The 14,482-nt window shown below is 46.7% G+C and carries 12 protein-coding genes; 9 read left to right on the top strand and 3 right to left on the bottom strand.

Annotation, left to right across the window (positions count from 1 at the left end; translation table 11 throughout):
• Positions 1 to 676: photosynthetic reaction center family protein (locus E5S67_RS28520; RefSeq protein WP_479686933.1), on the bottom strand; the 676-nt coding region annotated here is incomplete at its 3' end.
• Positions 677 to 877: 201 nt separating this feature from the next.
• On the opposite strand from E5S67_RS28520, the gene E5S67_RS28515 reads away from it, so the two are divergent.
• From E5S67_RS28515 to E5S67_RS28485, 7 genes are all read left to right on the top strand, one after another.
• Positions 878 to 1,444, top strand: a complete 567-nt coding sequence (locus tag E5S67_RS28515) for a photosystem I assembly protein Ycf4 (protein WP_172192343.1) — start codon at positions 878 to 880, stop codon at positions 1,442 to 1,444.
• A 175-nt stretch (positions 1,445 to 1,619) separates the two neighbouring features.
• Positions 1,620 to 2,402, top strand: a complete 783-nt coding sequence (locus tag E5S67_RS28510) for a peptidylprolyl isomerase (RefSeq protein WP_425487383.1) — start codon at positions 1,620 to 1,622, stop codon at positions 2,400 to 2,402.
• Positions 2,403 to 2,439: 37 nt separating this feature from the next.
• Positions 2,440 to 3,633 carry a beta-ketoacyl-ACP synthase gene (locus E5S67_RS28505; RefSeq protein ID WP_172192339.1) on the top strand — a complete coding sequence of 398 codons (1,194 nt, stop codon included), beginning with the start codon at positions 2,440 to 2,442 and terminating at the stop codon, positions 3,631 to 3,633.
• A gap of 338 nt (positions 3,634 to 3,971) precedes the next feature.
• On the top strand, positions 3,972 to 5,066 hold the full coding sequence (locus E5S67_RS28500; RefSeq protein ID WP_172192337.1) for an ATP-binding protein: 1,095 nt from the start codon (positions 3,972 to 3,974) through the stop codon (positions 5,064 to 5,066).
• A 196-nt stretch (positions 5,067 to 5,262) separates the two neighbouring features.
• Positions 5,263 to 7,140, top strand: coding sequence for a DNA mismatch repair endonuclease MutL (mutL, locus tag E5S67_RS28495; RefSeq protein WP_172192335.1), 1,878 nt, complete (start codon positions 5,263 to 5,265; stop codon positions 7,138 to 7,140).
• A 398-nt stretch (positions 7,141 to 7,538) separates the two neighbouring features.
• Entirely contained in the window at positions 7,539 to 8,369 is an 831-nt protein-coding gene (locus tag E5S67_RS28490; protein ID WP_172192333.1) for a SirB1 family protein, read from the top strand.
• Between the two features lie 287 nt (positions 8,370 to 8,656).
• On the top strand, positions 8,657 to 9,343 hold the full coding sequence (locus E5S67_RS28485) for an alpha/beta hydrolase (RefSeq protein WP_172192331.1): 687 nt from the start codon (positions 8,657 to 8,659) through the stop codon (positions 9,341 to 9,343).
• A gap of 122 nt (positions 9,344 to 9,465) precedes the next feature.
• On the opposite strand, the gene E5S67_RS28480 is transcribed toward E5S67_RS28485, so the two are convergent.
• A complete protein-coding gene (locus tag E5S67_RS28480) occupies positions 9,466 to 9,930 on the bottom strand; it encodes an SRPBCC family protein (RefSeq protein ID WP_172192329.1) in 465 nt (154 codons plus the stop codon).
• 148 nt (positions 9,931 to 10,078) lie between these two features.
• On the opposite strand from E5S67_RS28480, the gene E5S67_RS28475 reads away from it, so the two are divergent.
• Both E5S67_RS28475 and E5S67_RS28470 read left to right on the top strand, forming a co-directional pair.
• A complete protein-coding gene (locus E5S67_RS28475) occupies positions 10,079 to 11,296 on the top strand; it encodes an RNA-guided endonuclease InsQ/TnpB family protein (protein WP_172192327.1) in 1,218 nt (405 codons plus the stop codon).
• Between the two features lie 84 nt (positions 11,297 to 11,380).
• A complete protein-coding gene (locus E5S67_RS28470; RefSeq protein ID WP_172192325.1) occupies positions 11,381 to 13,063 on the top strand; it encodes a mechanosensitive ion channel in 1,683 nt (560 codons plus the stop codon).
• Positions 13,064 to 13,181: 118 nt separating this feature from the next.
• On the opposite strand, the gene E5S67_RS28465 is transcribed toward E5S67_RS28470, so the two are convergent.
• Positions 13,182 to 14,336, bottom strand: a complete 1,155-nt coding sequence (locus E5S67_RS28465; protein WP_339382760.1) for a hypothetical protein — start codon at positions 14,334 to 14,336, stop codon at positions 13,182 to 13,184.
• Positions 14,337 to 14,482: the final 146 nt, after the last annotated feature.

Genomic DNA, 14,482 nt, shown 5'->3' with positions numbered 1-14,482 from the left:
CGTCTTCAAACAAGGTGTTTTCTACGGTGGCACCGTGGATGGCGCACAGCAGCGCGCCGCCCAAGATGCCTGCAACGCCCATCATGTGGAAGGGGTTGAGCGTCCAGTTGTGGAAGCCTTGCAGGAATAACAGGAAGCGGAAAATTGCTGCGACGCCGAAACTGGGGGCGAAGAACCAGCCTGATTGACCCAAGGGGTAAAGCAGGAACACCGAAACAAACACGGCTATCGGGCCGGTGAATGCTAGGGCGTTGTAGGGACGGATGCCTACCAAACGGGAGATTTCGATCTGGCGCAGGCAAAAGCCTATAAGTGCGAAAGCGCCGTGGAGGGCAATGAAGGTCCACAGCCCGCCGAGTTGGAACCAGCGGGTGAAGTCCCACTGTGCTTCCGGGCCCCACAGGAACAGCAGCGAGTGTCCGAGGCTGTTGGCTGGGGTGGAAACTGCTACGGTGAGGAAGTTGGCTCCTTCGAGGTAGGAGCTTGCCAAACCGTGGGTGTACCAGGAGGTAACGAAGGTGGTGCCTGTTAACCAGCCACCGATGGCTAGGTAGGCGCAGGGGAATAGCAGGATGCCAGACCAGCCTACGAAGACGAAGCGATCGCGTTTGAGCCAGTCGTCGAGTACATCAAAGATGCCTCTTTCGGTCTGGGCGCGTCCGACTGCGATTGTCATTGCGGTAAAATCCTTTTGCTTGTTAAAAGACTAAGGTTTCTAATTAAAGTTAACATAACTATATATTAGAAGTTCATAATCTTTCAACATAATTAGCAGAAGTTGATACACAATGCCATCGCTCGGTCGCGATCTCGTCAGTGAAACGTGACTGAGGTGGGCTAATTGAATTAAAATTTGGCTTTAAGGCTGTTTAGTTTTATGACTGCAAAAACAACGACCTCGATCGATTCGATCCTGCGCTACCAGGTTGTGGGTTCCCGCCGCTTCAGCAATTACTGGTGGGGGACGATTGTCACCATTGGAGGGACTGGTTTCCTGCTGTCGGGTCTTTCCAGCTACTGGCACGTGAACCTGCTGCCTTTTGCTGACCCGACTCAGCTTGTTTTCATCCCCCAAGGCATTGCGATGGGTTTCTACGGTGTCTGCGGCGTGCTGTTGGCGCTTTACCTGTGGCTGACTGTTCTCTGGGATGTCGGCGGCGGTTACAACGAGTTCGATCGAAAAACTGGTAACATTCGGATTTTTCGCTGGGGATTTCCCGGCAAAAACCGCAAACTTGATTTTACTTGCAAGACATCGGACGTGCAATCTGTGCGGGTTGACATTAAAGAAGGTCTCAGTCCCCGCCGAAGTATTTATCTTAAGCTCAAAGACCGCCGTCAGTTTCCCCTGACTAGAGTCGGACAGCCGATTGCTTTGTCTGAAGTGGAAAATCAAGCTGCCGAATTGGCTCGATTTTTGCAAGTTCCCCTAGAAGGACTTTAGGGATTTTTCATTTTCGATTGGTAATGTCTCGTAGGGTGCGCAATGCGCACCTAATCGATAAATATTGGGTGAGCACGAAGCGGTGCAAATTATCCCTGGTAAATCGATAAATCTAGGGTGCGCAATGCGCACCTTACATCATTGAGTGAAAGTGAAAGTGAAAGTGAAAATACAAATGCAAATGCAAATCAAAATTCAGCGGTGGTTGTTCTCACTTTTAATAATTGGTGCGTTGTTTGTTGGGGGATGCGGTAATTCCCCGGCTGTTAACTCAACTCCGACAGGGAGTCCGGCGGGTGAAAGCATTTCTTTGTCTCCGTCTCCGTCTCCTGCTGTGGTAGCGGCGAGTTCGCAATTTAGCAATTTGCCACGCTTGGAAGGAAAAGCAACAGTGGTGATGACGGTTAAAGGTGCTCCAATTACGATCGAACTCGACGGCAAAAATGCTCCAATTACTGCGGGCAATTTTGTCGATTTGGTTCAGAAGGGAGTCTACGACGGGCTGGTATTTCACCGAGTCGTGCGGGAACCTCAGCCTTTTGTAGTTCAGGGCGGCGACCCCCAGGGTAAAGACCCTAAATTCCCTGCGGCGCGGCTGGGAACTGGCGGTTTTATTGACCCGAAAACCTCTGCAGAACGCAGGATTCCTCTGGAAATTAAAGCTAAAGGTGCTGCAAATCCTACTTACAGCGCGACGCTACAAGAAGCTGGGGTTAAGGAGAAACCCGTGTTGGTGCACAGTCGCGGGGCTGTGGCTATGGCTCGATCGCAGAGTCCTGATTCGGCTTCTTCTCAGTTTTACTTTACTTTGACCGATGTGCCGTTTTTGGACGGGAGTTATGCGGTTTTTGGGTACGTGAAGCAAGGGATGGATGTTGTTGATAAGATTGAAGCGGGCGATCGCATTGAGAAGGCTACTGTTACTCAGGGCTTGGAAAATTTTAAGGCTGTTAGCTGAAATTAGTCATTAGTCATTAGTCAGCAGTCATTAGTGAATGGATGTTGTTGTTACTGGAATTGGTCTAGTTTCGGGTTTAGGGACTCTGGAAACGGGCTGGAAAAGACTGCTGTCTGGAGAATCTGGAATCGCTCGGCATCAACCTTTTTTAGAACTTGAACGGCGACCTTTGGCTTTAATTGGCAAAAAACCTGCCGATTTAATAACTTTAATTCGGCAGGTTTTAGCAGATGCTTTGCAAGATGCTAATTTAACTTTGCCTTTGCCTGATTGCGGGATTGCGATCGGTTCTAGCCGAGGTTGCCAGGCGAATTTGGAACTGTTGGCGAGGGAAGGAAGAGGGAAGAAGGAAGAAGGAAGAAGGAAGAGGGAAGAGGGAAGGGAATTACCGATTACCGATTACCAATTACCGATTACCGATTCTCAATTCGTGAATTTTTTGCCTCACATGGGGGCGATCGCGGCGGCGAGGGCAATTGGCTCGACGGGGCCGGTGCTGGCGCCGATGGCTGCTTGCGCGACGGGTATTTGGTCGATCGCCCGTGCTGTTGATTTAATCCGCACTGGTGAGTGTCAGCGGGCGATCGCAGGTGCTGTGGAAGCGCCAATTACACCGCTGACTGTGGCTGGATTTAGCCGGATGGGTGCTTTGGCAAACGCTGGGTGCTATCCCTTTGATGAAAATCGGGAAGGGTTTGTGCTCGGTGAAGGCGGGGCTTTATTTGTATTAGAATCCGCCCAGTTGGCAAGGCGTCGTGGCGCTAAAATCTACGGTCGAATTTCCGGTTTGGGCTTGACAAATGATGCTTGCAATGCTACCGCGCCGGCTCTGGGTGGGAAAAGTGCGATCGCGGCGGTAAATCAATGTTTGAAACAGAGCAATTTAGCGGCGGTTGATATAGATTTTATTCATGCTCACGGTACTGCAACTGAGTTAAATGACCGACACGAAGCGCTGTTAATTGAGAAGTTGTTTCACCGAGGAGTTGCTGTTAGTTCGACTAAGGGGGCTACGGGTCATACTTTGGGAGCTTCGGGAGCTTTGGGCGTAGCTTTTTGTTTGATGAGTATTAAATATCAGATGTTGCCGCCTTGCGTTGGAATGAAAAAACCGGGGTTTGAATTAGATTTTGTTCGCTGTGCGCGATCGGCTATTGCCAGAAACGCGGTTTGTTTGAGTTTTGGCTTTGGCGGGCAGAATGCTGCGATCGTTTTATCTCGCGAGTGTTAATTTTTGCAAACTCGGTCGATCGGCATTTAAATTACACGATCTCTCTACAGTTAAAATCTTCTGAGGCGGCCCGGAGAACCCGCCCGCACATCCAATTTAAATCTGAAAAATTGTACAATATTTATGTATTTTAGTCAATAAACTGAGAATTTTGGTGAGATTGCTGGTGCTGCTATGCTAGTCTGGCTCTGCATCCCGACCCAAATCCTTGCGTCCAAGCCTGGGATGTCAGAAAATAGAGGCAGATTAAAGCAGCATTGTATTTTATTAACGCACCGATCCCGATCTGCGAAAATAGAAGAAAGAAACTGTTTAAATTAAGCCTTAGGTATTTTCACATGGATCTGGCATCTCATCGATTTATGTCTTATTTTGAACCAGAGGAAGCTTCTCACCTTTGCCAAATAGCTGTTGTGGAGAGTTTTGCTGAGGAAACACTGGTTTTTGAAGAAGGAGAAACAGCAGATTTTTTATATCTAGTTTTAGAAGGTGAAGTCGAGTTTAGCAAGCGGATTGAAAACAAAAAATATCAAACTGTTGCTATCGCTAAGCCCGACGATTATTTTGGCGAACTCGGAGTTTTAGACGGTGAGCCTCGCAGTGCTAGAGCTGTGGCAGTTAGCGGATCGACTTTGGCAAAAATAGGTCGGGAAGAACTGATAGCAACTCTGCAGTTTGCTAAAGGCAGTGCGGTACTGAAAATGTTTAGTTTCATTACAAAAAATTTGCGTGATACCACGGATCAATATGTTAGCCAGTTCGTACACAGACAAAAAATGGTATTGGTAGGAGAAATGGTGAGCACCATTATTCACGATTTCAAAAATCCTTTTACGGGAATTAAACTCTCCAGCGAAATGCTCAAAGAAATGCACCCGGATGAGGAAACTCAGGAGTGGTGCGAACTTATTCAATTGCAGGTTCAGCGAATGTTGGGGATGGCTGAAGAAGTATTAGAATTTTCGCGCGGCAATGCTGTATTACATAAAAAACCAGTTAATCTAATCCAGACGTTGCAGCAGTTTGAAAGGTTGAACAGAGTTTATTTTGAGGCGGCAAAAGTAGATTTAGTCTTACGGGTGACAGAAGTGATAGTGGAAGCAGACGAAAATAAAATTTTGCGTGTTTTGCAAAATTTAGTTGGGAATGCTGCTGAAGCTTTTGGGGGGCGCGGGGGGCGAGTAGAGATTATTGTGACACAAAGTGAGGAGTGGGCAGAAATTAGCATTTACGATAACGGCCCGGGCATTCCGGAGGCAATTAAGGAAAATTTATTTGAACCTTTTGTGACTTATGGCAAGCGGACGGGTACTGGATTGGGAACGGCGATCGTTAAGTCAATCGTTGATGCTCACAAAGGGGAAATTACTTATGAGTCGGAGGACGAAAAAGGGACAACTTTTTACATCCGCTTTCCGAAAATCATGGCTTGAGCCGATGAGTTTAAGTAGGTAGGAAGATATGTACTTAGGACTTTCTCACTCAGCCTCACAGACTTGGTTGATGAGTATATTTTCTGTTACCAAACAATATTATTCTAAGAAACCGAGTTTAAAAGCGTAAGTCCTAATACTATGTAGGGAGTTGCAGAATGCAGTAGAATTGAATTAACGAAGCGCTAAAAATCTGATGCCAGTTACTATTCAAACTTTACCCACAGAAGTGATCGATTTAATTGCTGCAGGCGAAGTGATTGATTCGATCGCCGCAGCGGTACGAGAATTAGTTGAAAATTCTCTGGATGCAGGCGCAACTCGCATCGTTGTTTCTGTCTGGCCCGAACAGTGGCGGGTACAAGTTGCAGATAATGGTACGGGAATGGATCTGGAAAATTTGCAGCAGGCTGCTTCGCCTCACAGTACGAGCAAAATTACCACTGAAGCAGACCTTTACAAAATTGCTACTTTGGGATTTCGCGGGGAAGCTTTGCACAGTTTGGCTCAGTTGGGCTGTTTGGAGGTTTTGAGCCGATCGAATGATTTGGGATTGGGGGATTTTTCGGAAAATCGAGAGTCGGCACAAACCCCAGCCAAATCATCGTTTAACAAGGGGGGAATTGAAAATGCTCGAGCGGGCTGGCGGGTAGTTTACAACAACGCGGGCGTTGCTGTGGAGGTGGAAACAGCGGCGATCGCTCCGGGTACGGTGGTGACTGTTGATAATTTGTTTGGCAATTGGCCTGTGCGCCGCAGTTTTTTGTCGGCGGCACAGCAAATGCGATCGATCCAATCAATTCTTCAGCAAATTGCTATTTGTCACCCGCAGGTTAATTGGCAGTTGCGTCAAGGAAAGACCCCTTGTTTGCACGTAACTCCTGGTAGCACAGCGGAACACATTTTACCTCAATTTGTGCGCGGTGTGCGAGCGAGCGATTTGCAGTATTTAAAGTTAGATGTGCCTGCGAGTCCTGAAAATAAGAAAGCAGCAAGTTTATTGGTAGAAACTCAACTTGTTGCAGCTACAGTTAAGCACAATTACCAATTACCCCTTGCCAGTTCCCAATGCCCAATGCCCAATTCCCAGCGTTTGGAATTAGTAATTGGTTTGCCCGATCGCTGTCACCGCAGGCGACCGGATTGGGTAAAAGTTGGGGTAAATCGGCGAGTTGTGCGATCGCCAGAATTAGAGCAAACTATTCTCAGCGCCTTTGCCCGTACTTGTCCGCGCGATCGCTATCCAGTGTGTTTTGTTCACCTGCAAATCTCCCCCTCGGAAATCGACTGGAACCGCCACCCGGCTAAGGTGGAAATTTATCTGCACGATCCGAGTTTTTGGCAAGAACAAGTTAGCGAGGCAATTGCTCGCGCTTTGCACCTTAATGATGAGGTTTTGCCTGCTGCCCCAATTCCCGAACGAGTGGGAAAATTGCTGAAGGCATCGGAACAAAAAAGTGCTTACAGTGTCGGGATTTCGGCTAAGCAGAATGATGACGGCGGCGCAGAGGAAAAAGCTAATAAAATAGGATTGATGGAATTGAGGGCGATCGCTCAAATTCACAATACTTACATTGTTGCGGAACATTCCAGCGGAATGTGGTTGATAGAACAGCACATCGCTCACGAGCGCGTTTTGTACGAGCAATTGTGCGCGGCTTGGCAGCTAAAATGTCTAGAAAAACCAGTGATTCTCAGTCAGTTATCGGCGCTGCAAATTGAGAATTTATCCCGCTTGGGTTTGGAAGTAGAAACTTTTGGCGAACAGCTATGGGCTGCCCGCGAAGTTCCTGAATTGTTAGCCGAGCGAGATGACTGTGCGGATGCGCTTTTTGAACTCAGTAAAGTAGCAGATTTGCAAGCGGCTCAAGTTGCGACTGCTTGCCGCAGTGCTATGAAAAACGGTACTCCTTTAAATGTTTTGCAAATGCAGAATTTGTTGGATGAATGGCAGCAAACTCGCAATCCGCGCACTTGTCCTCACGGCCGCCCTATCTATTTTGCTTTGGAAGAATCGACTTTGGCTCGGATTTTTCGTCGCAGTTGGGTGATTGGCAAAAGTCACGGGATTTAAAAGTTATTTTGATATCGGATGAAGTTCACGTCAAGCTGGCTCGATTGAAAAAAATCGTGAAGCTTTATTAAAAATAGTGGCTAATTTAGATACAAAAACTTATAATATATTAAAATTTAAATAATTCACTGTTTTTAATATCTTTTGGGCAACAGGCAAGATGCCTGTTCCACAAGATAAAATTCCTGTATTACCATAAAAAATTTAATCATACTACAAAAAGCTGCAACAGGCAAGATGCCTGTTCCACAAGATAAAATGCCTGTATTACCATAAAAAAGTTAATTATACTACAAAAAATGCCTGTTTACCCGAATAATCTTTGTTGTGGAACAGGCCAGAAAGCCTGTTCATGATATTAGTCCCAAAAGTAAATTAAAAATAAATCAATAATAAATATGGATTTTCCGATCGCCCGACAACTATTTTATCGAGAAATAAATCAGCCTGATGGCTCGATTGACCTGGCGAAAGCTGCCCTTTACATGGCTTTGGAAGAATACCCCAATTTGGAACCCGAAGAGTATCTAAACGCTCTCGACACGATCGCAGATGAAGTGCGCGATCGCCTGCCGGCACAGAATTATCCGCTGCGGATCATTCAAACTATTAACGCCTATTTATACGGGGAGTTGCAGTTTGCGGGCAATGATGCTGATTATTACGACCCCCGCAATAGCTTTTTGAATGAAGTGATCGATCGGCGTACTGGCATTCCGATCTCTTTATCTTTGGTTTATTTGGAAGTTGCTAAGCGCATTGATTTTCCGATGGTCGGAATTGGGATGCCGGGACATTTTTTAATTAGACCGGATTTTGAAGATGCGGGTATTTTTGTTGATGCGTTTAACGGCGGGGAAATATTATTTCCTGAAGATTGTCAAGCCAGACTTTCTCAAATTTACGGTCAACCGATGGAGTTGCAGCCGGCTTTTCTCGCCCCGATCGGTCGCCGGCATTTTTTGGGGCGAATGCTGGGAAATCTGAAGGCGATTTACTTGCAGCAGCGAGATGCTGTGAGGGTACTTTTGGCGATCGAACGGATTTTGCTGCTGTTTCCCGATGCGGCGGGGGAACGGCGCGATCGCGGAATTCTGTACTATCAAGTTGGCCGCTTGGCTGAGGCGCGCCACGATTTGCAACTCTACCTGAGAAATGCTCCGAATGCTGAGGATGCTGCTAGAATTCGCCAATTGCTCGATCGGCTCGATCGGGATATGTTAACTTAAATTCGCTATATGTCGCACACTATAAGATGTGAAACCGACACTCAATAAACTGTTGCTCGACGGCAAAATGTCGCTTTTATAAGTTTTGCAAAGCTCGATCAAATTATCGCCAGTATGCCTCTAACATATAAGCGATCGATTGACACCTATCTTTTGATAGGTTAAATTTGCTTGACATGACTGTAAAATCATAGGTCATTTACGGAGTTCCCGAGTCCACTTTCCCGACTGATACCCGCACAGACGATCGATCGAAAAAGTATTTTGACGTAAAGAGGCACAAACCCATGAACTTTCAGTTTCAACAAGGTTATCTCAACGGAATGCAAGCGCTGTCAGCCCATTTAACCAAAAGAATGTCAAAGTCTTTATCATTAGGTTTGGCGCTTTTTCTGGGAACAAGTGCAGTATTCCTGAGCAGCGATAAAGCCTTTGCATTAGACAATGTTACCGTAAAATACGGTGCTGTTGACGTAACATTACCGATAAGCGACTTGCAAAGCTTGGCACAAACTGGCAAAGCATCATCTCAACTGCAAAGCGTTCTGAGTCTTGCGAAACAAACTCCCGAATCGATGCGCGAAATATTAACGCGAGAAGTGCCTTTAGATTCCCAATTAGTAGCGCGGCTGGCAACCACTTATTTTGGGGAAATTGTTTTCAAGCAATTGGGCGAGGTTGCTTATGCGCCGACTGCTCGGCTTCAAAGCGTGCCCGCACTGCGCGATGCTTTAGTCGCAGCTTCCAAAGATGGCAAAATATCGCTGCTGGAAGTGATGCAAAGTTACAGCCCTGCGGCCTTAGAAGTTGACGGCAATCAAGCTATGGCTATCTACGAGCGAGTGATTAAAGACGTGCAAGATTTGCAAGCTTTGTATCAGAATTCCCCGGCTTTGCAAAATACCGCCGGCCAAGCGGTGAATTCCGCCAGACAAATGATTTGTCAGCCCAGTCCCTCGGGAAGTACGAAGTAAATAACTGAAGTTGCAGGTAATTGGGAATTGGGAATTGGGAATTGGGAACTGCTGCTTTTTTTCTCTATTAGCTCTCGTTTTCAGCTATTGCCAATTACCAATTACCAATTACCAATTCCCAATTACCAATTACCCATTTTTTGAGATAATTGCTCGGCTACCCGTTTGAGTCGGCGGAGTTGGTCTTTCATATCTTTCTGCGTCCAAGGGGCTGCAAAGCGATTGAAACCAAATCTAATTAAAGGATTGGGAATTTGAAATTCAAAGCGGTTAATCAAGAGAGTTCCTTGGATTTGGGGCTGGCATTCCCAGCGATCGCATCCTTTGAAAAATCCGTCAAACCCCCACACAATTAAACCGGGTTGTCGCTCCAACACCACACTCTCTAAAGTGGGTTGCAAAACGGGAATTTTTATGGTAAATAAGCTGCGACTTCCTACAGCAGTATCCCATTCGCCCTCGGGATCGCAGCGCAGCAGGGGATTAAGCCACTTGTGCATTAAAGTGCGATCGACTATACACTGCTCCACCACAGTAGCAGCAGCGCTAATTTCAATGGATTGCTCGAAAACTTGACGAATTGACATGAGAACCTGCAACAAGGAGGGTATTACAAAACTTTGCTTACTTTAATAATCCTTTATTTACTTGTAACGTCAATTTTTCCAGAAATTAAAAGATTGACACACTCATAAATACAGTGTATCATCTTGAATTAAAGTATATATACCGATTATGCAGTTAGTCGAAAGGCACGTCATTAAACCAAATCATAGGTTTTATCGAGAAGCCGATCGACTGTCTTGGCTGTGCAAAAATCTTTACAACAGCGCTAACTACATCTACCGTCAAAACTTTTTCGCCAGCCAACAAACAAACGCTCTGGCTGTTTATCACGCGCTCAAAACAAGTCCTGATTACAAAGCACTGCCCGCAAAAGTAGCACAAAGCACGCTCGGCTTAGTCCTCAAAGCATGGACTAGCTATTATCTGGCGATGCGAAACTATCAGGAAGACCCAACTAAATTTAAAGTCGCACCTAAAATACCTCATTATAAAGGTTCAAGAGAGCGAAAAAGAGAGGACGGGCGCTATGTAGTTGTATTTAATTGTCAAGCTGTCAGCAAAAGAGCCTTAAAACAAGGATATGCTCGTCCCTCTGGGACTAATATTTGGTTGCCCTCAAAAGTCACCTCGATTTTGGAAATCCGGATTGTTCCCAAGGTAGGTTGTTATGTTGTCGAGGTGGTATATGAAAAGTTAGAACAGCCTTTACAAGTTAATCAGAGAGTAGCTGCCATAAATTTAGGATTAAACAATCTGGCAACATTAACCTACAATGTTCCTGGGTTAGTACCGACAATCTACGACGGACGGGCTGTTAAGTCAACCAATCAATACTGCAATCAAGTTTCCGAAGCATTGAAATCATTGCTACCCGCAGGGCAAAAAAACAGTAAAAAACTTGCCAAATTGTGGCACAAGCGTAACTGTAAAGTGGATTACTACCTCCACACGGCGAGTTCCGCAATTATTAAAGAACTCGTCAATCGTCAAATTGGCTTGCTGGTTATAGGCTGGAACCATGATTTTAAAGATGGGATTCATGCTGGCAAGGTTAACAATCAAAATTTTGCCTGCATTCCCCATGCCAGGTTCGTGCAAATGTTGCAGTACAAAGGAAAACTTGCGGGAATAAAAGTTGTGTTAGTAGAGGAGAATTACACATCCAAATGTTCAGCATTGGATTGGGAACCAATTCAACAACATTCCGACTACATGGGCAGTAGGGTAAAAAGAGGATTGTTCAGAACCCAAACTGGACGCTTCATAAATGCCGATGTCAACGGTTCTTTGAATATTGGCAGAAAAGCAGTCGGAGATGGGTTTATCCCTAATTCGATAGAGGGTTTTGTAGTTAACCCAGTACGATTAAAAGCGTACAAACATTAAGTTTAGGCGATGTCTAGATTTTGTGTAACTATTATTAAAGTTTCGTCTTTTCCATGTCAAATATGACGTTAACCTGAGAAAAAAATGAATGAAACTTGGCAAGAAATAACTCAACCGATATCGGGCCCCATAGCGGCTTTGTCCGATCGCATTTTGGCCCAGGCCCCGCCCCCCCCGAATCCGCTGACAGATGCCGAACGCGGAATTAACAATTTCATTCAGGGCTCAAACATTGAAAACCTCATCTGGGCCGTCGGTATCCTGCTAGTTGGCTTGATAGTATCAGCCCTCGTCTCATCTGTAGTCGGAGGATTGCTCAAGAAGACTACGATCGACAACCGACTGGCTGCTTGGATTACCGGCCGCCCGGAAGGAGCAGGATCTCCGCAAGTGGAAAAATGGATTTCTGCAGCGGTATTCTGGATCATTTTTGTCTTTTTCCTAGTTGCATTTTTCAACCGCCTGAATCTAACGGCTGTCTCGCAACCCCTCAATACTTTTCTCAATCAAATAGCTAATTTCTTGCCGAAGTTAGCCGGCGCGCTAATTTGGTTGGGGATTGCTTGGGTGTTGGCGACAGTCGCCAAAATGGCCGTATCGCGGGTGATGCGGACTTTTAGCGTGGACGAGCGCTTGAATCAGGAGGTGGGCACTGCGCCCAGGGAGCGCCCTTTGCTGCTGAGCGATACTGTGGCGAATGCGCTGTACTGGTTCATTTTTCTGCTATTTTTGCCGCTGATTCTGGAAGCGCTGCAATTGCAGCAGGCTCTGCTGCCGGTTAATAATTTGCTCAACCAAATTCTGGCGGCAATTCCGAAAATTCTGGAAGCTGTGCTGATTGGGTTTGTGGGCTGGCTGCTGGCTGTGGTGGTGCGGCGGATTGTCACGAATCTGTTGGCTGCTGCTGGGACGGACAGTTTGGGCGCTCGGTTTGGAATTTCGCGGACTGCGGGCGGACAATCGCTGTCGTGGATTGTCGGGACGATCGTCTATGTTTTGATTTTGATTCCAACGGCGATCGCAGCTCTCAACGCTTTGGATATTCAGGCGATTTCGCAGCCTGCAGTCGCGATGCTCAACGACATTTTGGGCGCGGTTCCTAAAATCTTCACCGCAGCGCTGATTCTGGCGGTTGCTTACATTTTGGGGCGCTGGGTAGGCGATTTGGTTACTAATATCCTGACCGGAATTGGCTTTAACAATGTCTTTTCTTGGTTGGGAGTGCAGCCGCCGCCGAAACAGCGGCTGCGGCTACCGCCAAATTCGATCGATCCGGAGGCAACAATTCTTCAGGAACCGGAACTTCCGGCCCGCACGCCTTCTGAGTTTGTCGGTATTGTGGTGCAGGTGGGCATCATGCTGTTTGCTGTGGTGGCTGCTACCGACGTGCTGCAGATTCCAGCGCTGACGGCGATTGTTAGCGGTATTGTGCTGGTTGCAGGCCGGGTGCTAGCCGGTTTGGTGGTATTTGCGATCGGCTTGTATTTGGCGAATCTGGCGTTTAGTTTGATTGCCAGTTCTGGAACTCGCCAAGCGCGGCTTTTGGGCCAAACGGCTCGGATCGCGATTATTGCCTTTGTTGCGGCCTTAGCGCTGCAACAAATGGGCATTGGCAGCGATATTGTGAATTTGGCTTTCGGGCTGCTGCTCGGGGCGATCGCAGTTGGCATTGCTCTAGCTTTTGGTTTGGGCGGGCGCGAGATTGCGGCCGACCAAATTCGCGAATGGTTAGCGTCGTTTAAACAAGATAAGACGCCGCGTTTGTAACTCTATAAAATGGCGTTTGTCAAGTACAAACGCCATTTTTTTATGCTTAATTTCATTACCGTCAGGCATCTCATCCCCGAAGAAGTGTGATAGGGAGCGTAAGTCCTATGGAATAAATTTACAGCCTCGGATCGACAGGTTCGCTCTCCATCGCTAAAACTCCGAAAACGCACTCGTGAACTTGTCTCAATGGAGCACCCGCCACAAATCGCTCCAATGCTTCTACACCGAGAGCAAACTCTCGCAACGCCAAAGAACGCTTGCCGGAAAGTCCGCGCGATCGCAGTTTTTCTAAATGTTCCGGCAAAGAATATTCCAGACCGTAAATAATTCGCAAATACTCTTTACCGCGACATTTTACCGCAGGCTGTACGAGTCCTTTGCTATTTTTCACAATAAAATCCATTGGTTTAACAACCATTCCTTCGCCTCCCGCCGCCGTCAGTTTTTCCCACCATTGAATTCCTGCGGATCTGCTGTCAAAATCGGCAAGTTCAACTATTTTGTATTCAGTAGCTAACAGCAATTCAGGGTCAGCTTTACAAATTTGTGAAATCTGTTCCATGTGCCAACAGTGATTTTTGTCAGTGTGAACATTTCCCTCGGTTGCCAAGATGTGGAAAGGCGCTAATTTGAGGTCTAAGAGCGATTTCACTGGCCAGCAGTAGCGCTGATAGGCACGAACATAGCGATCGGCTAGTTCGGCTCGCTCTTGGTAGCTAGTCAGCAAAGAATTAATTTCAACTCCCCGCTGGTTTGCCTGTTCTAAGCTCTTAATCGCCTCCGCCAACCCGTGACGAGATGCTGTTCCCACGGCGGCGTATTGCTCTTTCAACAAACCTTGAGCTTTGGCTGACCAAGGCATTAATTCGCAGTCCAAACACACCCAATCGGTTTGAAATTTCTCCCAAAAATTGCTGGCAGTGAGAGCGACATTTACCCGCGCTAAAAATTCTGTTTCTAAGGTAGAATTATCGAAAAAATGCCGTCCCGTGCGGGTGTAGCAAATGCCCATACTCTCGCTGAGAATGCCAAAGCGGCGTAAAGCTGCCGATGCGTCGCGGCACACGATCGCAACTGCACGGGAACCCATGTGCTTTTCTTCGCACACAACTGTCGATATCCCCTGCTGTTGGTAGTAGCTAAATGCTTCGGCTGGATGTTCTAAAAGTCCAGGTTCTTTGGAGGTAGCAGCGGGAGACATTGTGGGCGGCAAATAAATCAGCCATTTGGGATTTGCTGCAAACCGACTCATTACTTCTAAGGCGGCGATCGCATGGCTCTCCTGAGTTTATGGTGTAAAATAGATCAACCAATACAGTTATAGCGATGAGCTTTCATTTAGACTATCTATTAGACTTGCCTGGAGTCAAGGTTGAAACTTGCACTCAAATTGAAGGACAAATTTACTTTCGTTTG

Origin of the sequence: Microcoleus asticus IPMA8, assembly GCF_013179805.1 — a bacterium.
GTDB lineage: Bacteria > Cyanobacteriota > Cyanobacteriia > Cyanobacteriales > Microcoleaceae > Microcoleus > Microcoleus asticus.
This window is presented reverse-complemented; position numbering and strand designations above follow the sequence as displayed.